This is a genomic window from Rhizomonospora bruguierae (genome assembly GCF_018397995.1).
In the GTDB taxonomy this organism is placed as follows: Bacteria; Actinomycetota; Actinomycetes; order Mycobacteriales; family Micromonosporaceae; genus Rhizomonospora; species Rhizomonospora bruguierae.
The window spans coordinates 23,611-43,400 of sequence record NZ_BBQH01000020.1; the positions used below are offsets into that span (position 1 = coordinate 23,611).

Sequence of the window (19,790 nt, forward strand, 5' to 3'; positions counted from 1 at the left end):
GCGCAAAGGCCGCCAGTACTGTGGAAAGCATGTGGCAGGCCGAGGTCCGCGTCGACCTGGACGCGATCCGCGAGAACGTGACGCGGCTGCGCGCCGGCACCACCGCCGAGGTGATGGCGGTGGTGAAGGCCGACGCGTACGGCCACGGAATGCTGCCCGCCGCCCGGGCCGCCCTGGCGGGCGGGGCCACCTGGCTGGGCGTCTGCACGCTGGACGAGGCGCTGGCCCTGCGCGGGGCGGGGATCACCGCGCCGGTGCTGGCCTGGCTGCTCACCCCGGGCGTGCCGCTCGACCGCGCCGTCGCGGCCGGCGTCGACCTGGGCGTCGGCGGCCCCGAACTGCTGGCCGAGGCGGTCGGCGCGGCGCGGGCCGCCGGGCGCCCCGCACGCCTGCACCTGAAGATCGACACGGGCCTGTCCCGGGGCGGCGCCGCCGGCGGCGACTGGCCGGTCCTGCTGGAGGCGGCCGCGAAGGCGCAGGCGGACGGCGCCGTCGAGGTCGTCGGCGCGTGGAGCCACTTCGCCTACGCGGACGCGCCCGGCCACCCCACGATCGACCGGCAACTGCACCTGTTCCGGGAGGGCCTGGAGCGGGCCGAGCGGCACGGGATCACCCCGCGGCTGCGGCACATCGCCAACTCGGCGGCCACGCTCACCCGCCCGGACACCCACTTCGACCTGGTCCGGGCGGGGATCGCCGTCTACGGGCTCTCCCCGGTGGCCGGCGAGACGTTCGGCCTGCGCCCCGCGATGACCGCCCGGGCCCGGGTGCTGCTCACCAAGCGGGTCCCGCCGGGCACCGGCGTCTCCTACGGCCACACCTACACCACGGAGCGGGAGACCACGCTCGCCGTGGTCCCGCTCGGCTACGGGGACGGGGTGCCCCGGCACGCGTCCAACTCCGGTCCGGTGCTGCTGGGCGGCGAGGTCCACCGGATCGCCGGCCGGGTCTGCATGGACCAGATCGTGGTGGACTGCGGCGACACCCGGGTCCGGCCCGGCGACGTGGCGGTGCTGTTCGGCGACGGCCGCGGCGGCGAGCCGACCGCCGACGACTGGGCGGCGGCCGCCGACACCATCAACTACGAGATCGTCACCCGGTTCGGGGGGGTCCGGGTGCCCCGCGTCTACGCCGGGGACCAGCCGTGACCCACCCCGGCCGCGCCCGCGCGTCGAAGGCCAGGCGCCGCGCCGGCGTCCTCGGCGCGGCCCTCGGCATCGCGGCGGCCGGGGTGGCCGCCGGTATCGCCGCCGAGCGCGCCGTGGTGCGCCGCACCAAGCGCGGCACCGCCGACCCGTACGCGGACGAGCCGTTCGGGAGCCAGCCGTTCGACGAGTCCCGGATGATCGAGGCGCCGGACGGCACGGACCTCTACGTGGAGGTCGTGGCGGGGGAGCCGACCGCCCGCACGCCGGCCGCCCCCACGATCGTCTTCGTGCACGGCTTCTGCCTCGACATGGGCACGTTCTACTTCCAGCGCAAGCTGCTGGCCGCCCGCGGCGGCCGTCGCCTGGTCTTCTACGACCAGCCCGGCCACGGCCGCTCCGGGCGGCTGGAGAGCGGCGAGTACGAACTGCCGGCGCTCGGCGAGTCGCTGCGCGCGGTGCTGGACCAGATCGTCCCGACCGGCAAGGTCATCCTGGTCGGCCACTCCATGGGCGGCATGACCGTCATGGCCTTCGCCGAGTTGTACCCCGAGTACTTCGAGGACCGGGTGGCCGGGGTGGTGCTGATCGCCACCTCGGGCGGCGCGCTGGAGCAGGCCAAGATGGGCCTTCCGGCGCTGATCGCCCGGGCCGGCGGGCCGCTGCTGCCGCTGCTCGGCGGCGCCGCCCGGTTCACCGGCAGCGCCCTGGACCGGGCCCGCCAGGCATCCTCCGACCTGGCCTGGCTGCTCACCCGCCGGTACGGCTTCGGCACGCACCGGCCCAGCCCGGCGCTGGTGACGTTCGTCGAGCAGATGAACGGGCACACCACCACGGACACGGTCGCCCGGTACCTGCGCACCCTCTACACTCACGCGCGGTACCCGGCGCTGGTCGCCCTGCGCGACACGCCCACCCTGGTCATCGTCGGGGACCAGGATCTGATCACGCCGCTCGCCCACTCCCAGGAGATCGTCAAGTACCTCCCGGAAGCGGAGTTCGTGGTGGTCCCGAACAGCGGGCACGTGGTGATGCTGGAGCACGCCGGCGAGGTGAACGCGGCGCTGGCCGACTTCCTGGAGAAGGTCGAGGGATGACGAGACTGTCCACGGTGGAGGAGACCCGGGCGTACGGGCGGCGCCTCGCCCAGGTGCTGCGCCCCGGCGACCTGGTGCTGCTCACCGGCCCGCTGGGCGCCGGCAAGACCGCCCTCACCCAGGGCATCGGCGCCGGGTTGAAGGTCACCGGCGACGTCACGTCGCCCACCTTCGTCATCGCCCGGGTGCACCGCCCGGACACCGCCCACGGCGGCGGCATCCCGCTGGTCCACGTGGACGCGTACCGGCTGGGCGCCGTCTCGGACCCGCGCGCCGAGGTGGACGACCTGGACCTGGACGCCTCCCTGGACGACTCGGTCACCGTGGTCGAGTGGGGCGAGGGCATGGTGGAGCAGCTCGCCGACGCCCACCTCCAGGTCCGCATCGACCGCCGCCCGGACGACTCCCGCGTCGTCGAACTCGTGCCCTGCGGCGGCGACTGGGCCGGCCGGATCGGCGCCCTCACCCCGGCGGCCCGCCGGTGACCCCCGACCTCGCCGGCCGGGTCCCGCCCGCGTGGTGGGGGCTGATCGAGCCCCGGCTCGCCCCGGCCGCGCTGGCCGACCTGTCCGCCTTCGTCGCCGCCGAGTACGCCGACCACACCGTGTACCCGCCGGTCGAGGACCTGTTCGCCGCGTACCGCCGGTGCGCGCCGGCGGAGACCCGGGTGCTCATCCTTGGCCAGGACCCGTACCACCGCGCCGGGCAGGCGCACGGGTTGAGCTTCAGCGTCCGCCCCGGTGTGCCGGTACCGCCGAGCCTGCGCAACATATTCAAGGAGCTGGTCGCCGACGTCGGCTGCCCGCCGCCCCGCCACGGCGACCTCACGGGTTGGACCACCCAGGGGGTGCTGCTGCTCAACGCGGTCCTGACCGTCCGTGCGGGCGCCGCCGGCTCGCACGCCGGCCGTGGCTGGGAGGAGTTCACCGACGCCACGATCGCCGCCCTCAACGACCGCGACCGCCGCGTCGTCTTCCTGCTCTGGGGCGCCTTCGCCCGCCGCAAGGCCGCCCTGATCACCAACCCGGCGCACGTGGTCCTGGAAGCGGGGCACCCCAGTCCGCTGAACCCGCGCGGGTTCCTCGGCTGCCGGCCGTTCAGCGCCGCCAACAAGGCCCTGGCCGACGCCGGCCTGCCGCCGGTCGACTGGGATCTCAGCGCCCCGGACCGCCTCCTCTAGCCGCCCTGCCGCTCCCGGTAGCGCCGGAGCATCCGGGCGCAGTGCGGGTCGGCGAGTTCCACCTCCGCCAGCGGCAGCACGCGGATCACCGCGTCCGCCACGCCGCGCCGGGGCGGCACCCGGACCTCCAGCGCCTCCGGCAGTCGCTCGCACAGCCGCACCCGCAGCTCGACGAACCCGATCCGGTACCGCGGCGGCAGCGGCGCCAGCGGATCGAACGGCAGCAGCCGGAACTCCCGCCAGCGGGGATGCCAGCGCTGCGCGCCCCGCCGCTTGAGCCACTCGGCCAGCGCGGCGGCGCTGCCGTGCTCGATCACCAGGTCGAGCCCGGCGACGGGCAGCGGAACGCCCTGGATCAGCGCGGCGAGCGGCCCCTCCACGACGGCGGGGAGGAGTACCGCCAGGTCGTGGTAGACGCCCGGTTCTAGCAGCGGTGCGAGCCGGTCCGCCAGACTGAGCGAGGCCACGGCGTCGAACTCGGCGTCCAGGTCGGCGCCCAGCGGCTCGGTCGCCAGCACGAGCTGGCGGTTCAGCGCCGCGAGCAGGCGCTCGGCCTGGGCGATCGTGGGCCGCACCCGACCGGACTCGATCCGCGAGACCAGCGACGCCGACACCCCCGCCCGGCGGGCCAGCCGCACCTGGCTCAACCCCGTGCGCTCGCGCTCGCTGCGCAGCACGGCCCGCATCTCGTCGCTCAGCCGCCCCACGCCCCGAGGCTGCCACCGCTCGGCGGCCGACGTCATCCACAGCTTCCGTCCTGTGGATGGAGCTGTGGATAAAGTCGGTGCGGCGAGGCGGATCCTCGCGGCCGGTCACCGCCCGATCTCCTGGCACCGCCGGCCGCTCCGCCGGGGATGACATGTGTCTGCTGGGGACTGTGCGTCCCGCGCAGTTCTTGTGCGTGCGACGCACAGGGTTTGAGAACAGAATGTCCACCGGAAGCGGGCCGGTCGCGGGCGTGGGGACGCGGGCCGGTCGGGCGTAGGGGGCGGGCTCCGGCGAGGGGGCGGGCGGGGCGGGCGCTAGGGTGGATAGCTGTGCTCGTACTGGTGCTGGATTCGGCGACCCCGGCGGTGACCGCGGCGGTGGTCGAGGTCGGGGAGCCCGGTGTGGGGGACCCCGGCGTTGTGGTGCGGGCCGGGCGCAGCGCGGTGGACGCGCGCGCACACGGGGAACTGCTGGCGCCCCAGGTGGATTCGGTCCTCCGGGAGATCGGCGCGCGGCCGCGGGACCTGGCGGCGATCGTCGCCGGGCTGGGGCCGGGGCCGTTCACCGGGCTGCGGGTGGGTCTGGTCACCGCGGCCGGGATGGGCCAGGCGTTGGACATTCCCACCTACGGCGTGTGCTCGCTGGACGCGCTCGGGTGGTCCGCGGCGCGGGTCAACGGCCCGGGGAGAGCGGCCCCGGGGAAGGTGCTCGCGGCGACCGACGCACGGCGACGGGAGATCTACTGGGCCGTGTACGCGGACCGGGTGCGGGTGACCGAGCCGCAGGTGGGGCGGCCCGTCGACGTGGCGGCGGCGGTGGCCCGGATGGGCGTGCTGAGCGCGATCGGGGAGGGCGCCCACAAGTACGCCGCGGTGCTGCCGCTCGCGCTGCTGGACGAGCCGCGGTACCCGACGGCGGAGGCGCTCGCCGCGCTGGCGGCGGAGCGGGTGCGTGCGGGGCGGCCCGGCGAGCGGTTGACGCCGCTGTACCTGCGGCGGCCGGACGCGGTGGCGGCGGCGGGGCGGAAACCCGTCCTCCAGGCATGAGGATCCAGCGGTTCCGCTGGTGGCACATCTCGGACGTGCTGCCCATCGAGGCGGACCTGTTCGGCCAGGAGCGGTGGTCGGCGGCGATGTTCTGGAGCGAGTTGGCCAACGGGCACCACTACGTGGCCGCCGTCGATGAGGACGAGAGCCTGCTGGGGTACGCGGGGCTGGCGGTGAGCCCGCCGGACGAGGCGTGGGTGCAGAACCTCGCGGTGCGCCGGAACGCGCAGCGGGGCGGGATCGGGCGGGCGCTGCTTGGCGAGTTGCTGGCCGAGGCGGAGCGGCGCGACACGCGCCGGGTCCTGCTGGAGGTGGCCGTGACCAACGCCCCGGCGCAGAAGTTGTACGCCGCGCACGGCTTCGAGCCGGTGGGCGTGCGCAGGGGCTACTACCAGCCGAGTAATACGGATGCTCTGGTGATGATGCGTGATGGCTGACGAACCGTTGGTGCTGGGAATCGAGACGTCCTGCGACGAGACGGGCGTGGGCGTGGTGCGCGGGCACACCCTGCTCGCCGACGCGCTCGCGTCCAGCGTGGACGAACACGCCAGGTTCGGCGGGGTGGTGCCCGAGGTGGCCAGCCGCGCGCACCTGGAGGCGATCGTCCCGACGATGCGGCGGGCGCTGGACGAGGCCGGGGTGACCCTCGCCGACGTGGACGCGATCGCCGTGACCGCCGGGCCGGGGCTGGCCGGGGCGCTGCTGGTCGGGGTGGCGGCGGCCAAGGGGTACGCGGTGGCCGCCGAGAAGCCGATCTACGGCGTGAACCATCTCGCCGCGCACGTGGCCGTGGACAGGCTGGAGCATGGCCCGCTGCCGGAGCCGGCGATCGCGTTGCTGGTTTCCGGCGGGCACTCGTCGCTGCTGCTGGTGGACGACCTGGCCGGCGGTGTCCAGCCGCTCGGCGCCACCATCGACGACGCGGCCGGCGAGGCGTTCGACAAGGTGGCCCGCCTGCTCGGGCTGCCGTTCCCGGGCGGCCCGCCGATCGACCGGGCGGCCCGGGAGGGCGAGCCGGACGCGATCGGGTTCCCGCGCGGGCTCACCGCGCCGAAGGATCTCGCGGCGCACCGGTTCGACTTCTCGTTCTCCGGGCTGAAGACCGCGGTCGCCCGCTGGGTGGAGGCGCGCGAGCGGGCCGGCGAGCCGGTGCCGGTGCCGGACGTGGCGGCCAGCTTCCAGGAGGCGGTCTGCGACGTGCTGACCGCGAAGGCGATCGACGCCTGCCGCGCGCACGGGATCGGGACGCTGGTGATCGGCGGTGGGGTGGCGGCGAACTCGCGGCTGCGGGCGCTGGCCGAGGATCGCTGCGCGAAGCACGGGATCACCGTGCGGGTGCCGCGGCCCAAGCTGTGCACGGACAACGGGGCGATGGTGGCGGCGCTCGGGTCGCATCTGGTCGCCGCCGGGGTGGCGCCCAGCCGGCTGGACCTGCCCGCCGATTCGGCCATGCCGCTGACCGTGGTGAGCGTGTAATGTCGCGCGACGTGATCGCGCGCATGTGGGAGGTCCGGGCGCGGCCGGAGCGCTTCAACGAACTGCTGTCGTGGGTGTGCGACACCGCGCTGCCCGGGGTGGAGGTGCTGCCGCAGCACGTGGCCAGCGAGGTGTTCTCGTCCACCGACCACCGGATCGTGGTGGTCTCCCGGTGGCGCATGCAGCCGGTCGAGCTGGCCGCGCCGCCGGCCGGCCTGGTCGCCCGCGAGCCCCGTTCCTGGGACTTCACCCCCGTCGACCGCTGACAACCGTTCGCGGTCACGGGGTCGGCCGCGCCGTCGATGGCAAAGAACCCATTGCAAAGACATCTTGGTGCTGGTCACCACCGACAGCGCGGCGCGGACCGGCCTGGTGGCCCGCCGCCGAGGCGCTGCCGTACGAGGACGACCAGCAGCGGCGCCGCCCCGGCGATGGCGAGGGTGACGAGCAACTCGTCGCCGTGACCGGCGGCGGTTCCGATGCCGCCGGCCGGCTCGGCGGGTAGGTTTCCCGGGTCAGGCGGCCGGGCTCGGGCGTAGCTCCCGGGTCACGGGCTCGGGTAGCGCCCGGGTCAGGCGGCCGGCTCACCCTCGCTGGCCAGCGGATCGGCGAGGAACTGCTCGAACGCCAGCTCGGCGGCGCCCAGCAGCGGCGCGTCGTCGCCGAGCCCGGGCGTGCGCAGCCGGACGTGCTCCCGGCAGGCGGGCAGCGCCATCGAGTTCAGCCGGCTGCGCACCTGGGCGGCCGCGGCGAGGTACACGTCCCGCAGGGTGCCGCCGAAGATGACCATCTCCGGGTTGAAGATGTTGACCAGGTTCGCCACGCCGAAGCCCAGCCAGTCGCCGACGTGGCGGACCCCGGTCTGCGCCTGGGCGTCGCCGCGGGCGGCCGCGTCCAGCACCGCCAGCACCGCCTCCCGGCCGCTGCCGCCCTGCCGCCCCGTCGCCTGGAGCAGCCCGTACTCGCCGATCTCCGTCTCCCAGCAGCCGCGGGACCCGCAGCCGCACGGCCACCCGCCGGGGTGGACCACCATGTGGCCCACCTCGCCGCCGTACCCGCCGTGCCCGGTCACCCGCCGGCCCCCGGCCAGGATGCCGGCGCCGATGCCCACGTCCCCGTACAGGTAGATGAAGTTCTCGCAGCCGGCGGCGGCACCCCGGGTGTACTCGGCCAGCGCCGCCACGTCCGCCGCGTTGCCGACCGTGATCGTCCCGTCCCCGTCCAGCTCGGCGGCGAGAGCGGCGCCCAGCGGCCGGTCCACCCAGCCGCCGCCCGGGGTGAGCAGGACCATCCCGTCGGCCCGGCGGACCAACCCGCAGACGGCCACGCCGGCGCCCACGTACCGGGAGCCGGGCGGCACCGCGTGGTGCATCTCCTTGACGAAGGCGGCCAGCGGGGCGACCGCGTCGCCCGGTGCGCTGCCCCGGGGGCGGTCGGCCTGGCGCTGGTCCAGGATCCGCCCGCCCAGCCCGACCCGGGCCGCCAGCAGCCGGTCCACCTCGATGCTCAGCGCGTACGCGTAGACCCGCTCCGATTCGGGCCGGACGACCAGCGACGGTCGCCCGGCCCGGCCGGTCTGGTTCGGCAGGCCCTCGCCGACCAGGCCGGCCGCGGCCAGGTCGGCGGTGAGCGCGCCGATCGTGCTGCGGTTGAGCCGGAGCATGGTGGTCAGCTCACTGCGCGCCGTGGCACCGTGCACGTGCACGTACCGCAGCAGCGCCCCGAGGTTCTGCCGCCGGATCTCTTCCTGGCTGGGGCCGGCACGCATCGCCGTCCTACCGCCTATCGCCGCGCCCGCCACGCTGCGGAGCGCGCGTTCATCGGTTACCGGTGGCCGCGGCCCTGCGGCGGGACAGCGCATCCACGCCGGCGTACGCGAGCAGCACGACGCCCGTGGTGCAGAACTTGACGCCGGAGCTGAAGTCCAGCAGGCCCATGCCGTTGTCGATGACCGCCACGACCGCGCCGCCGAGCACCGCGTCCCGGATCTTGCCCTTGCCGCCGAACAGGCTGGTACCGCCGATGACGGCCGCGCCCACCGCGTACAGCAGGGTGTTGCTGCCGCCGGTGTTCGGGTCGACCGAGCCGCCCTTGCTGGCCAGCACGATGCCGCCGATGGACGCCAGGCTCGAGCCGACGACGAACGCCGAGATGCGGATGCGGTCCACGTTGATGCCGGCGCGGCGGGCCGCCTCGGCGTTGCCGCCGACCGCGTACACGTGCCGGCCGTAGGTGGTCCGGGACAGCACGAACGTGCCGAGCACCAGCAGCAGTCCGACCAGCACGATGACGATGGGTGCGCCCTTCACCGAGGTGATGATCGTATTGATGCTGCGCTCGAGGTTGAGCACGTACATCGCGAACAGCAGCAGCCCGCCCAGCACCGCCACCCGGAACAGCACGACCGGTAGCGGTTCGGTGGTCAGCCCGCGCTTGGCCCGGTTGCCGTACCGCACGAGCTGCACGGCGGCGAAGCCGGCGATGGCCAACACGGTCAGCGCCCAGCCCAGCCACGGCGGCAGGTTGTTGTTCTCGATCGCCCGGATCACCGGGTCCGCGACGCTGACGTTGGTGCCGCCGCGGATCAGCAGCAGCAGGACGCCCTGGAAGCCCAGGAATGCCGCCAGCGTGACGACGAACGACGGCACGCCCACCTTGGACACCAGGAAGCCCAGCACGAAGCCGATCACGACGCCGGTGAGGATCGCGGCCAGCACCGCGCCGTACCAGGGCCAGCCGTGGTACGTCAGCAGGACCGCCAGCACGGCGGCGCAGACGCCGCTGGTGAACCCCGCGGACAGGTCGATCTCGCCGAGCAGCAGCACGAAGATCAGCCCCATCGCGATGATCGCGACCGGGGCGCCCTGGGTGAACAGGTTGGCGAAGTTGCGCGGGGTCAGGAACGCCGGCCGCACGATCGAGAAGAACGTGCACAGCACCAGCAGGCCGATGATGGCCGGCAGGGGGCCGATGTCCCCGCCGCGCACGCGGCCGATGTAGTCCCGGACGTGGCCGCCGACCGTCGCCTGCGGCGCGGCGATCGGGGCCGGGTCCTTCTCGGCGAGGGCGGTCATGCGTCGGCTCCCGGGGTGGTGAGGTCCGCGTACTCGGTGCCGTTCTCGTCGCGCAGGCCGAGCTGGCCGCTGCGCCCCGCCGTGATCAGCTCCACCACCTGCGCGTGGGTGATCTCGTTGGTCTTGACCTGCGCGGCCATCCGGCCCAGGTAGAGCGCGGCGATCCGGTCCGAGACGGCGAACACGTCGTTCATGTTGTGCGAGATCAGGATGACCGCCAGCCCCCGGTCGGCGAGCCGGCGGACCAGTTCGAGGACCTGCGCGGTCTGCGCCACGCCGAGCGCCGCCGTGGGCTCGTCGAGGATGACCAGCTTGCTGTTCCACAGCACGGCCTTGGCGATCGCCACGGTCTGCCGCTGGCCGCCGGAGAGGCTGGACACGTGCTGGCGCAGCGACTTGACCGTACGCACCGACAGCCCGGCCAGGGTCTGCCCGGCCAGCTGCTCCATCGTGGCCTCGTCCAGGACCAGGCCGGAGCGCTTCTCCCGGCCCAGGAACATGTTCTGCACGATGTCGAGGTTGTCGCAGAGCGCGAGGTCCTGGTAGACGACCTCGATGCCCAGCGCCGACGCGTCCCGCGGGCTGTTGATCTGCACGGGCTGGCCCTCGAAGAAGAACTCGCCGGCGTCGGTGGCGTAGATCCCGCTGATGCACTTGACGAGCGTGGACTTGCCGGCGCCGTTGTCGCCGACGAGCGCGGTCACCTCGCCCGGGTAGGCGGACAGGGCGACGTCGCGCAGAACCTGGACCGGGCCGAAGCTCTTGTCGATCCCGCGCAGTTCCAACAGGGGTGTCGCGGACACGTCGGTGCTCTCCTTCGCTGGTGTCCTTCTCCCGGCGGCGGCTGGCGCGGTACCGGCGCCGGCACCGGGCCCGGCGCCGCCCGGCACGGTCGACGTGCCCGGGCGGCGCCGGATCGCAGGGTTACCGGGTCAGCTGATGCCGGCCGCGGTGCAGGCCGCCGCGTAGGCCGCGGTGCACAGCTCCTCCTTGGTGACGAAGCCGTCGGCCACCACGTCCTTGACGTTTTCCTTGGTGATGGCGACCGGGGTCAGCAGCACCGACGGGACGTCACGGTTGCCGTCCGGGTCGTGCACCTTGCCGTCGACCTGCTTCGGCGTGCCCTTGGCCAGCGAGATCGCCAGCTCGGACGCCGCGTCCGCCTCCTTCTTGATCGCCTTGTAGACGGTCATGCACTGGTCGCCGGCGAGGATGTTCTGCAGGCCCTGCACGGTGGCGTCCTGGCCGGTCACCGGGACCCGGCCGTTCAGCTTGTTCTTCTTCAGCACCGAGATGACCGCGTTGCCGAGGCCGTCGTTGGCCGCCAGCACGCCGTCGATCTTGCCGCCGGTCTGGGTCAGCATCTGCTCGAACAGCGTGCCCGCCTGGGCGTTGTCCCACTTCGGGACCCACTGGTCCGGGCCCTTCGTGAACTCGCCGGAGTCGTACTTGGGCTGCAGCACGCCGTCGTAGCCGTTCTTGAACAGGGTGGCGTTGTTGTCGGTCTGCGCGCCGTTCAGCTCGGCCACCGTCGGGGTCTTGACGCCCGCGTCGGTCAGGCACTTCACCAGGCCCTCGCCCTGCAGTTGGCCGACCGCCTCGTTGTCGAAGCTGACGTAGTACTGCGCGGAGCCACCCAGCGTGAGCCGGTCGTAGTCGATGGTGGCCACGCCCTGCGACTTGGCCTTGTCGAGCACGGTCTTGCCGGTGCCGGAGTCCAGGTTGGTGATCATCAGGACGGTCGCGCCGTTGGTGATCATCTGGTCGGCCAGGCGCTGGAACGCCTCCACGTCGCCCTGCGCGTTCTGGATCTCGTACTTGACGCCGGCGGCCTTGAATGCCTCCTCCAGGTACTTGCGGTCGGCGGTCTCCCAGCGGTCCGACGAGGCGCTGTCGGGGAGGATGACGCCGATCTTGGGCTCCTTGGCGTTGTCGCCGGAGCCGCTGCCGTCCGACCCGCTGTCGCCACAGGCGGCAAGCGTGCCCGTGACCAGCAGGCCGGCGGCGGCGAGGGCAAACATCCCTCTGCGCATTGCTGGATCCTTTCGGTGGGTGGGGTGGTGTGCTGTGCTGCCGGGGGCGGCGGCGGGTGGCGCTCGGGTTGCCTTGCTCTGGTCGCGCGGCCGCGATCCGTCGCTTCCGGGTGTGCCGGCCCGGGTGGCGCCGCTCGGGATCGAAGCGTTTTGTTGTGTCCGGCAACGTATTCCGCGGGACCGATGCCCCGCAAGACGCGCTCAGGCGCGAATTTGTTGCCCGGCATAACAATTCAGCAACGTAGCTCCCATCCCGTCCCCACCCCGCCGAGCTTGGAGTTGTGGCGCCTAGTTCGGCCGGATTCAGGGCGTTTTCGCCCAGCGCAAGTCCACGATCGACGATCAGGAAGGGCGGGGTGGGGGTTAGCGGGCGGTGGCGATGGGGGCGACGGCGGCGGAAGTCAGCCGGATGAGATCCGCGGGCGCGACCTCCACCTGGAGCCCGCGGCGGCCGCCCGACACGTAGATCGTGGGCCACTCGTTCGCCGACGCGTCCAGGGCGCTGGGCAGGCGGGTGCGCTGGCCGAACGGGGAGATGCCGCCGGTGACGTAGCCGGTGGCCCGCTCGGCGGCGGCCGGCTCGGCCATGGCCGCGCGCTTGCCGCCGAGCGCGGTGGCCAGCGCCTTGAGGTTCAGGGTGGCGGCGACCGGGACGATGCCCACGCACAGCCGGCCGTCCACGGTGGCGACCAGGGTCTTGAACAGGCGGCCCGGGTGCACGCCGAGGGCCTCGGCGGCGGCCTCGCCGTACGACGCGGCGCGCGGGTCGACCCGGTAGGTGTGCGCGGTGAACGACACCTTCTGCTTGGTCAGCAGCGCGGTCGCCGGGGTGCCCTTGGATGCCACGGGACGTCAGGGTACCGGCGAGCCGATCAGCGCGACCGGAGCGCCGGCCACCCGGGTCAGCACGACGGAGGCGGCGGCGGGGCCGGACAGGCGCAGGTCGCGGCGCAGCCGCTGCACGTCCACCGCCGAGCCGCGCTTGAGGATCTCCACCCGGCCGACCCCGCGCTCGCGCAGGGCCGCGCGCAGTCGCTTCAGCGAGAAGGGCAGCCGCTCGGCGATCTCCAGGCAGCGGGCGTACGGGGTGGCCGCCGGTTCGTCGGTGTACACGTACGCGATGGACGGGTCGGCGAGGGTCCCGCCGATCGTCGCGGCGAACTCGGCCACCAGGTGGGACCGCACCACGGCCCCGTCGGGGTCGTGCAGGTACCGGCGCGGGGGTCCGACCGGCGCCCCGGCGGTGCCGCTGCCGGTCAGTTCGGCGCGGCCGAGCAGCGTGGCGCGGCGCGGTACCCGGGCGAGCGGGCCGCACCAGGCGGCGGCCTCCACCACGTCCCCGTTGACGCTGACCCACTCCGCCTCGGCGCCGGCCGGGATCAGCGCGTGGTCGATGCCGGGCGCCAGTTTCAGCACCGTCCGGGGGACCCGGCGGGGCAGGTCGGCGACGAACGCCCAGGGTGGGGAGTACGCGGCCGGGTCGAAGACGCGGGTGGTGCCGGTGCGGCGGGCCGGGTCGCAGAAGACCGCGTCGGCGCCGGCCAGGTCGACCTCCGTGGCATCCGCGCACCGGACCGTGACCCGGTCCGCGAGGCCCAGTGCGGCCGCGTTGGCCGCCGCGACCGCGGCCGTGAGCGGGTCGGCCTCGACGGCGGTGACGGCGATGCCGGCGCGGGCGGCGGCGAGGGTGTCCGCGCCGATGCCGCAGCCGAGGTCCACCAGCGTGCCCACGCCCGCCGCGGCCAGGCGGGCGGCGTGCCGGGCCGCGACCGGCCCCCGGGTGGCCTGTTCGAGGCCGGCGCGGGTGAAGAACATGCGCGCCGCGTCGGCGCCGAACTTGGCCCCGGCGCGGGACCGCAGCTCCACCTGGGTGAGGGCGGCGGCGCCCAGGTCCGCGGGTACCCCGCGGGCGCGCAGCGCCTGGGCGGCGGCGAGCGGGTCGCCCCGGCTCACGTGGGTGGCCGCGGCCAGGACCGGCTCGCCCTCCGGGGCGGCGAGCCGGGCGAACAGTTCGGGGCGCACGACCACGACACTAGGGGATGACGGCTGGCACTCTCCTTGACGGAGTGCTAGCGGGCGGCATAACCTTCGGTTAGCACTCTCCCTTCGAGGGTGCCAGCGTGTCCGGCGCTCGCCGGTGCGCTGAGCGCCAGGCGGACCGGCACCCGCGACGACGGCACCGCCCGGTGGCATGAGGCAGTGTGAATTCGCCGGGCGGCGCCCGGCGGGACGAACCAAGTACCCCAGGAGGGTATGCCCGTGACTACCGCGACCAAGGTTGCGATCAAGCCGCTCGAGGACCGGATTCTGGTCCAGGCGAACGAGGCTGAGACGACCACGGCGTCGGGCATCGTGATCCCCGACACCGCCAAGGAGAAGCCGCAGGAGGGCACCGTCCTCGCTGTCGGCCCCGGCCGGGTCGACGACCACGGCAACCGGATCCCGGTTGACGTCAAGGTCGGCGACACGGTCATCTACTCGAAGTACGGCGGCACCGAGGTCAAGTACGCCGGCGAGGAGTACCTGGTGCTCTCCGCCCGCGACGTCCTCGCGGTCATCGAGAAGTGACCAACTGACAGTGCGCAACGCCCCGGACCCCATCGCGGGGCTCCGGGGCGTTGGTACGTGAAGGGACATAGATGGCGAAGATCCTGAGCTTCTCGGATGACGCCCGCCACCTGCTCGAGCACGGCGTGAACGCGCTCGCCGACGCGGTCAAGGTGACCCTTGGCCCGCGCGGGCGCAACGTGGTGCTGGACAAGAAGTTCGGCGCCCCGACGATCACCAACGACGGCGTGACCATCGCCAAGGAGATCGAGCTCACCAACCCGTACGAGAACCTCGGCGCGCAGCTGGTCAAGGAGGTGGCGACCAAGACCAACGACGTCGCCGGCGACGGGACCACCACCGCGACCGTGCTGGCCCAGGCGATGGTCCGCGAGGGCCTGCGCAACGTGGCCGCGGGCGCCAGCCCGACCGGCCTCAAGCGGGGCATGGACGCGGCCGTCGAGGCCGTCTCCCAGGCCCTGCTGGACAGGGCGGTCGCGGTCACCGGCAAGGAGTCCGTCGCCCATGTGGCGACCGTCTCCGCGCAGGATGCCACGATCGGCGAGCTGATCGGCGAGGCGATGGAGCGGGTCGGCCAGGACGGTGTGATCACCGTCGAGGAGGGCTCGACGCTCGGCACCGAGCTGGAGGTCACCGAGGGCCTGCAGTTCGACAAGGGCTTCATCTCCCCGCACTTCGTGACCGACGCGGAGGGGCAGGAGGCGGTGCTCGAGGACGCCCACGTCCTCATCACCACCCAGAAGATCTCCTCCGTCGAGGAGCTGCTGCCGCTGCTGGAGAAGATCACCCAGACCGGCAAGCCGCTGCTGATCATCGCCGAGGACGTCGAGGGTCAGGCCCTGGCGACCCTGGTGGTGAACGCGATCCGCAAGACCTTCAAGGTCGTCGCGGTCAAGGCGCCGGGCTTCGGTGACCGGCGCAAGGCCATGCTCCAGGACATCGCGCTGCTGACCGGCGGCGCCGTGGTCGCCGCCGAGCTGGGCTACAAGCTGGACAGCGTCGGCCTGGAGGTGCTCGGCACCGCCCGCCGGGTGGTGGTCGACAACGCCAACACCACCATCGTGGACGGTGGCGGCGAGGAGAGCGAGATCGCCGACCGGGTCGCGCAGATCCGCAAGGAGATCGAGGCATCCGACTCCGACTGGGACCGGGAGAAGTTGCAGGAGCGGCTGGCGAAGCTCTCCGGCGGCATCGCCGTGGTCAAGGTCGGCGCGGCCACCGAGGTCGAGATGAAGGAGCGCAAGCACCGCATCGAGGACGCCATCGCGGCGACCAAGGCGGCCGTGGAGGAGGGCACCGTCCCCGGCGGCGGCGCCGCGCTCGTCCAGGTCGGCTCGGTGCTGGCGGAGGGCCTCGGCCGGACCGGCGACGAGGCGGTCGGCGTGTCGATCGTCCGCAAGGCGCTGGCCGAGCCGCTGCGCTGGATCGCCGAGAACGCGGGCCACGACGGCCGCGTCGTGGTGAACCGGGTGGCCGACGGCGACTGGGGCTACGGCCTCAACGCCGCCACCGGCGACTTCGGCGACCTGGCCAAGGCCGGCGTGCTGGACCCGGTGAAGGTGACCCGCAACGCGGTCGCCAACGCCGCGTCGATCGCCGGGCTGCTGCTGACCACCGAGAGCCTGGTGGTCGAGAAGCCCGAGGCGCCGGCCCCGGCGCCCGCGGGTGGCCACGGCCACGGTCACGGCCACCAGCACGGCCCGGGCTTCTGACCCGCACCACGGCCCGCAGCACCACGGCCCGCAGCACCACAGCAGCACGAGGGCCCCGCACGAGAAGGGCCCACACACGAAGGACCGCACCACGAGGGGCCCGCGCCACGGCTGGCGCGGGCCCTTTCGCGTCCAGGCGCAATCGTTGCGGACGATTCCGCGCCCGGCGACGCAGACTGTGAGCCATGCGGATGTGGGCGCGGGGCGCGCTGACGGGTATCGCGGCGGCCGCCGCGGCGCTGGGTGCGGCGGAGGCGGTCGCCGTGGCGACCGGACCCCGGTCGGCGCCGCTGGTCGCGGTCGGCGGAGTGGTGGTCGACCACGTGCCGGAGCCGGTCAAGAGCTTCGCGATCGACCTGTTCGGCGTGCACGACAAGCAGGCCCTGATCGCCGGAACGGCGGTGCTGCTGGCCGCCTACGCCGCCGCCGTCGGCGTCCTCGCGGTGCGCCACTTCTGGTCCGGGATGGCCGGGCTGGCCCTGTTCACGGCGATCGGCGTGCTGGCCGCGGCGAGCCGGCCCAACGCCGGACCGGCGGCGGCGCTGCCGTCGCTGGCGGGCGGGCTGGTCGCCGGCGCCGTGCTGGCGCTGGGGTACCTGGGCCCCCGCCCGGTGATCCGGGACGAACCCGGCCGGCGCCGGTTCCTCTGGCTGGTCGGCGGCACGCTGGCCGGGGCGGCGGTGGTCGGCTACGTGGGCCGGCAGCTGGCGGCCCGGCGGGAGGTGATCGCCGCCCGCGAAGGGATCCGGCTGCCCGCCCCGGTGAGCCCGGCCCCGGCGCCGCCGCCGGGCGCCGACCTCGGGATCCGGCAGCTCGCCCCCTACGCCACCTCGAACGCGACCTTCTACCGCATCGACACGGCGCTCGTCGTGCCGCAGGTGCCGCCGGCGCGGTGGACGCTGCGGGTGCACGGACGGGTGCGCCACCCGTTCACGCTCACCTTCGACCAGCTCATGGCCCGGCCGATGGTGGAGCGCTGGGTGACGCTGGCGTGCGTGTCCAACGAGGTGGGTGGCGACCTGATCGGCAACGCGCGCTGGCTGGGTGTCCCGCTCGGGGAACTGCTCGACGAGGCCGACCCGCTGCCGGGCGCCGACCAGGTCGTCGGCCGCTCGGTGGACGGGTTCACCTGCGGCGCGCCGACCGCCCTGCTGCGGGACGGGCGGGACGCGCTGCTCGCGATCGGCATGAACGGGGAGCCGTTGCCGCTGGAGCATGGCTTCCCGGCCCGGATGGTGGTACCGGGGCTGTACGGCTACGTCTCCGCGTGCAAGTGGGTGACGGAGCTGGAGCTGACCAGCTTCGCCGACTTCGACGCGTACTGGGTGCCGCGCGGCTGGTCCGCCCAGGCGCCGGTCAAGACCGGGTCCAGGATCGACACGCCGCGCCCGGGGGGCCCGGTGCGGGCCGGGCAGGTGATGGTCGCCGGGGTCGCGTGGGCCCAACACCGGGGGGTTTCCAGGGTGGAGGTCCGGGTGGACGGTGGACCGTGGAATGAGGCGCGACCGGCGGGCACCGTCTCGACCGACACGTGGCGGCAGTGGTCCTGGCGGTGGGAGGCCACCCCGGGCGAGCACCAACTCCAGGTGCGCGCGACCGACGGGACCGGCGAGGTCCAGACGGAGGCGCGGGCGGATCCGGCGCCCAACGGGGCCACCGGATGGCACACCGTGCGGGTGACGGTGACAGCATGACGGCCGGCTCCGGAGGGGGAATCCGGAGCCGGCCTCGCTCTGCGTATGGGGGATCTACGCCGCTTCGGTGCGGCGCTGCGCGGGTACTGCCTTGTGCGGCTTGCCCAGGCGTGCCTCAAGCCGGGCCAGGTCGACCCGGTGCTGCCACCGGTCGGCCAGGTCCTCCCAGCCGATCGCCAGCAGCCGCAGCCGCTCTGCCTCGGAAAACCCGCCCCACACCCCATATGGTTCCCGTACCGAAAGGGCGTGCGCCGCGCACTCCGAGCGGACCGGGCAGGCCCCGCAGACCGTCTTGGCCTTGGCCTCCCGCCGGTTCCGGGAGGAGCCGCGCTCCCCGTCGGGGTGGAAGAACTGGGCGCTGTCCCGCCCGCGGCACGCACCCAGGCGCTGCCAGTCCCACTTGTCCGAAATAGGGCCCGGCAGTCTCCGTACGTTTGACATTGAGCACCCTCCTCCCACGCGGCGCACCGTGCTGTCGGGCAGTCGCGAGCCGCGCGGGACGCGTCGGTCCGACGTGCGCCCCTCCTGTTACCCCCGGGATCTCGTGCTCACACGTACCGATTTTGTAGTCAAACTGATACTCCAAGTAATGTTTGAACTCGTGCACTGTTTTCCGACCCCCGTCAACCCGCCGCGCAATGATCCGACCTCTCGTTGGTCCTTCTGAATGAGAGGATTCGCTCCGGAGATGAGGGATCACAGTGCGTACGGTCCTGGTGTGCGTTCGAACGGCGATGGCGGCTCAGACGGTGCTCAGTTGCGCCGCCCGGCTGGGGGTCAGTGCCGGTGTCAGAACCGCCCTGTCTGAGACGGAGGCGATGGCGCGGCTGGCCGAGCGGTCGGTGGATGTCGTGCTCGCCGACACGGCGGTCAGCCGCCCCGACACGATCGGGTTCACCCGGCGGGTGTTGGCGCGGGCGCCGCGGGCGCTGGTCGTCCTGTTCGGCTCGGAGGACCCGCGGGTCGCCGCCGGCGCGGTCGCCGCCGGTGCCCGAGGGGTCATCCGCGGCGGCGAGCACGAGTTGGTCAGCGTGGTGGCCCGGGCGCTGCTGCTGCTCTGCCCGCCGCAGCGCGCCACCGCCGTGCCGATCACCCCGCTGCCCGCCGCCGCCGGCTCCACCGCCGGCACCCGCGGCCTGACCCCGCCGGTCCTGCCCGGCGGGCCGATGAAGCTGGACGACGCGGAGCCGGGCCCGTCGGTCACCGGTCGGCTCAGCTCGCCGGTCGTCCCGGCCCAGCGCGGCGACGCCGTGGGCGCCACGGCCCGCCGGGTGGCGCTGACCGAGCGGGAACTACAGGTGCTCCACGGCATGGCGGACGGCAAGAGCAACGCCGAGATCGGCCGGGAGCTGTACGTCTCGGAGGACACCGTCAAGACCCACGCGCGGCGGCTGTTCCGCAAGCTCGGCGCGCGGGACCGGGCGCATGCGGTGGCGGCGGGCTTCCGCGCCGGGCTGGTCTCCTAGCGCCCGCCCACCCCTCGTACCCCCTCTCGCATCACCCCTCACGCCCCGCTGGAGACGCGGGGCGTTCGCGTGGGTGCGGCGTGCGTGGGGTGGGAGTGGTCAGGCGCGATCGCCGTCGGCCGGGTCGCCGTCGCCGGAATCGTCGTCGGAGTCGTCGCTGAGGGCGTCGTGCACGCCGTCGGCGTACCCCCGCGCGTACTCCCACGTCACGTAGTGCTCCGGGTCGGGGTCGTAGGCCGGCTCGTGCACCCGCGGGCGGCCGGAGTCGAGCAGGTGGCGCAGGTTGCCGCGCAGCAGGTCCCAGTCGAAGTAGTGCGGCTCGTGGCAGTCCTCGCACTCGATCATGAGGCCGCGGATGCCGATCGGGGACAGCAGCGCCTGGTAGATCTCCAGGTCCGCCAGATCCTCCAGGACGTCCTGCCGCTCCGCCGAGGTCAGCGGATCCGGGCGCGCGTCATCGCCCGGGTCGGCCAGTTCCGCGGCGGGATCGGCGGGATCTCCGGTGAAGGGATCGATCGGCTCATCGTGCACGACTCCACGTTAGCCCCGCCAGCCGCCCCGTGCCGGCCCGCCACGGGGCGCATGGGACGC

At 73.8% G+C, this 19,790-nt stretch carries 21 protein-coding genes; 12 read left to right on the top strand and 9 right to left on the bottom strand.

Translation table 11 applies throughout. The features are described from left to right. Positions 1-29: 29 nt before the first annotated feature. From alr to ung, 4 genes are read left to right on the top strand one after another with little or no spacing between them, the layout of a single operon-like run. Positions 30-1,148 carry an alanine racemase gene (gene alr, locus KJS59_RS11205; RefSeq protein ID WP_213452772.1) on the top strand — a complete coding sequence of 373 codons (1,119 nt, stop codon included), beginning with the start codon at positions 30-32 and terminating at the stop codon, positions 1,146-1,148. Further along, entirely contained in the window at positions 1,145-2,242 is a 1,098-nt protein-coding gene (locus KJS59_RS11210) for an alpha/beta fold hydrolase (RefSeq protein ID WP_213452773.1), read from the top strand. Before alr ends, KJS59_RS11210 begins: the two co-directional genes overlap by 4 nt. Further along, a complete protein-coding gene (tsaE, locus tag KJS59_RS11215; RefSeq protein WP_213452774.1) occupies positions 2,239-2,727 on the top strand; it encodes a tRNA (adenosine(37)-N6)-threonylcarbamoyltransferase complex ATPase subunit type 1 TsaE in 489 nt (162 codons plus the stop codon). Before KJS59_RS11210 ends, tsaE begins: the two co-directional genes overlap by 4 nt. Next, entirely contained in the window at positions 2,724-3,422 is a 699-nt protein-coding gene (gene ung / locus KJS59_RS11220) for a uracil-DNA glycosylase (protein WP_213452775.1), read from the top strand. The genes tsaE and ung overlap by 4 nt, the downstream gene beginning before the upstream one ends. Here the strand turns inward: ung and KJS59_RS11225 are convergent. Beyond that, complete coding sequence (locus tag KJS59_RS11225; RefSeq protein WP_213452776.1) at positions 3,419-4,165, bottom strand: helix-turn-helix domain-containing protein; 747 nt, start codon at positions 4,163-4,165, stop codon at positions 3,419-3,421. The two genes, ung and KJS59_RS11225, sit on opposite strands and share 4 nt — an antisense overlap. A gap of 294 nt (positions 4,166-4,459) precedes the next feature. On the opposite strand from KJS59_RS11225, the gene tsaB reads away from it, so the two are divergent. The 4 genes from tsaB to KJS59_RS11245 are packed head-to-tail and all read left to right on the top strand — an operon-like array spanning position 4,460 to position 6,918. Further along, on the top strand, positions 4,460-5,176 hold the full coding sequence (gene tsaB / locus KJS59_RS11230) for a tRNA (adenosine(37)-N6)-threonylcarbamoyltransferase complex dimerization subunit type 1 TsaB (protein WP_213452777.1): 717 nt from the start codon (positions 4,460-4,462) through the stop codon (positions 5,174-5,176). Continuing rightward, positions 5,173-5,613, top strand: coding sequence for a ribosomal protein S18-alanine N-acetyltransferase (gene rimI / locus KJS59_RS11235; protein ID WP_213452778.1), 441 nt, complete (start codon positions 5,173-5,175; stop codon positions 5,611-5,613). Before tsaB ends, rimI begins: the two co-directional genes overlap by 4 nt. Further along, positions 5,606-6,652: a tRNA (adenosine(37)-N6)-threonylcarbamoyltransferase complex transferase subunit TsaD gene (gene tsaD / locus KJS59_RS11240; RefSeq protein ID WP_213452779.1), complete on the top strand. Its 1,047-nt coding sequence runs from the start codon at positions 5,606-5,608 to the stop codon at positions 6,650-6,652. The genes rimI and tsaD overlap by 8 nt, the downstream gene beginning before the upstream one ends. A gap of 11 nt (positions 6,653-6,663) precedes the next feature. Continuing rightward, positions 6,664-6,918, top strand: a complete 255-nt coding sequence (locus tag KJS59_RS11245) for a hypothetical protein (RefSeq protein WP_213452780.1) — start codon at positions 6,664-6,666, stop codon at positions 6,916-6,918. Between the two features lie 305 nt (positions 6,919-7,223). Here KJS59_RS11245 and KJS59_RS11250 read toward each other — a convergent pair whose 3' ends face one another. The 6 genes from KJS59_RS11250 to KJS59_RS11275 all read right to left on the bottom strand — a co-directional run bounded on the left by KJS59_RS11250 (position 7,224) and on the right by KJS59_RS11275 (position 13,781). Then, positions 7,224-8,420 (bottom strand): ROK family protein, encoded by a 1,197-nt coding sequence (locus KJS59_RS11250; RefSeq protein WP_213452781.1) that lies wholly within the window; start codon positions 8,418-8,420, stop codon positions 7,224-7,226. 49 nt (positions 8,421-8,469) lie between these two features. After that, complete coding sequence (locus tag KJS59_RS11255) at positions 8,470-9,726, bottom strand: sugar ABC transporter permease (RefSeq protein WP_213452782.1); 1,257 nt, start codon at positions 9,724-9,726, stop codon at positions 8,470-8,472. Continuing rightward, complete coding sequence (locus KJS59_RS11260; RefSeq protein ID WP_213452783.1) at positions 9,723-10,529, bottom strand: ATP-binding cassette domain-containing protein; 807 nt, start codon at positions 10,527-10,529, stop codon at positions 9,723-9,725. The genes KJS59_RS11255 and KJS59_RS11260 overlap by 4 nt, the downstream gene beginning before the upstream one ends. Before the next feature lie 129 nt (positions 10,530-10,658). Then, a complete protein-coding gene (locus KJS59_RS11265) occupies positions 10,659-11,759 on the bottom strand; it encodes a sugar ABC transporter substrate-binding protein (RefSeq protein WP_213452784.1) in 1,101 nt (366 codons plus the stop codon). 363 nt (positions 11,760-12,122) lie between these two features. Beyond that, complete coding sequence (gene ybaK / locus KJS59_RS11270; RefSeq protein WP_213452785.1) at positions 12,123-12,605, bottom strand: Cys-tRNA(Pro) deacylase; 483 nt, start codon at positions 12,603-12,605, stop codon at positions 12,123-12,125. Between the two features lie 6 nt (positions 12,606-12,611). Further along, positions 12,612-13,781 carry a class I SAM-dependent methyltransferase gene (locus KJS59_RS11275; RefSeq protein WP_249714050.1) on the bottom strand — a complete coding sequence of 390 codons (1,170 nt, stop codon included), beginning with the start codon at positions 13,779-13,781 and terminating at the stop codon, positions 12,612-12,614. Positions 13,782-14,012: 231 nt separating this feature from the next. Between KJS59_RS11275 and groES the strand changes: the two genes are divergently transcribed. The 3 genes from groES to KJS59_RS11290 all read left to right on the top strand — a co-directional run bounded on the left by groES (position 14,013) and on the right by KJS59_RS11290 (position 17,733). Next, entirely contained in the window at positions 14,013-14,327 is a 315-nt protein-coding gene (gene groES, locus KJS59_RS11280; protein WP_213452787.1) for a co-chaperone GroES, read from the top strand. Positions 14,328-14,398: 71 nt separating this feature from the next. Continuing rightward, entirely contained in the window at positions 14,399-16,039 is a 1,641-nt protein-coding gene (gene groL / locus KJS59_RS11285; RefSeq protein WP_213452788.1) for a chaperonin GroEL, read from the top strand. A gap of 185 nt (positions 16,040-16,224) precedes the next feature. Continuing rightward, complete coding sequence (locus tag KJS59_RS11290) at positions 16,225-17,733, top strand: molybdopterin-dependent oxidoreductase (RefSeq protein ID WP_213452789.1); 1,509 nt, start codon at positions 16,225-16,227, stop codon at positions 17,731-17,733. 54 nt (positions 17,734-17,787) lie between these two features. On the opposite strand, the gene KJS59_RS11295 is transcribed toward KJS59_RS11290, so the two are convergent. Then, positions 17,788-18,174, bottom strand: a complete 387-nt coding sequence (locus tag KJS59_RS11295; protein ID WP_213452790.1) for a WhiB family transcriptional regulator — start codon at positions 18,172-18,174, stop codon at positions 17,788-17,790. Positions 18,175-18,434: 260 nt separating this feature from the next. On the opposite strand from KJS59_RS11295, the gene KJS59_RS11300 reads away from it, so the two are divergent. Then, positions 18,435-19,199 (top strand): helix-turn-helix transcriptional regulator, encoded by a 765-nt coding sequence (locus KJS59_RS11300; RefSeq protein ID WP_249714051.1) that lies wholly within the window; start codon positions 18,435-18,437, stop codon positions 19,197-19,199. A gap of 99 nt (positions 19,200-19,298) precedes the next feature. Here KJS59_RS11300 and KJS59_RS11305 read toward each other — a convergent pair whose 3' ends face one another. After that, positions 19,299-19,730 carry a DUF5319 domain-containing protein gene (locus KJS59_RS11305; protein ID WP_213452792.1) on the bottom strand — a complete coding sequence of 144 codons (432 nt, stop codon included), beginning with the start codon at positions 19,728-19,730 and terminating at the stop codon, positions 19,299-19,301. Positions 19,731-19,790: the final 60 nt, after the last annotated feature.

Bases quoted from the DNA above. Each gene is read 5' to 3' on its own strand.
- alr (WP_213452772.1), top strand. From the start codon at position 30: ATGTGGCAGGCCGAGGTCCGCGTCGACCTGGACGCGATCCGCGAGAAC.
- tsaE (WP_213452774.1), top strand. From the start codon at position 2,239: ATGACGAGACTGTCCACGGTGGAGGAGACCCGGGCGTACGGGCGGCGC.
- KJS59_RS11225 (WP_213452776.1), bottom strand. From the start codon at position 4,165: ATGACGTCGGCCGCCGAGCGGTGGCAGCCTCGGGGCGTGGGGCGGCTG.
- rimI (WP_213452778.1), top strand. From the start codon at position 5,173: ATGAGGATCCAGCGGTTCCGCTGGTGGCACATCTCGGACGTGCTGCCC.
- tsaD (WP_213452779.1), top strand. From the start codon at position 5,606: ATGGCTGACGAACCGTTGGTGCTGGGAATCGAGACGTCCTGCGACGAG.
- KJS59_RS11250 (WP_213452781.1), bottom strand. From the start codon at position 8,420: ATGCGTGCCGGCCCCAGCCAGGAAGAGATCCGGCGGCAGAACCTCGGG.
- KJS59_RS11255 (WP_213452782.1), bottom strand. From the start codon at position 9,726: ATGACCGCCCTCGCCGAGAAGGACCCGGCCCCGATCGCCGCGCCGCAG.
- KJS59_RS11265 (WP_213452784.1), bottom strand. From the start codon at position 11,759: ATGCGCAGAGGGATGTTTGCCCTCGCCGCCGCCGGCCTGCTGGTCACG.
- groES (WP_213452787.1), top strand. From the start codon at position 14,013: ATGCCCGTGACTACCGCGACCAAGGTTGCGATCAAGCCGCTCGAGGAC.
- groL (WP_213452788.1), top strand. From the start codon at position 14,399: ATGGCGAAGATCCTGAGCTTCTCGGATGACGCCCGCCACCTGCTCGAG.
- KJS59_RS11290 (WP_213452789.1), top strand. From the start codon at position 16,225: ATGCGGATGTGGGCGCGGGGCGCGCTGACGGGTATCGCGGCGGCCGCC.
- KJS59_RS11295 (WP_213452790.1), bottom strand. From the start codon at position 18,174: ATGTCAAACGTACGGAGACTGCCGGGCCCTATTTCGGACAAGTGGGAC.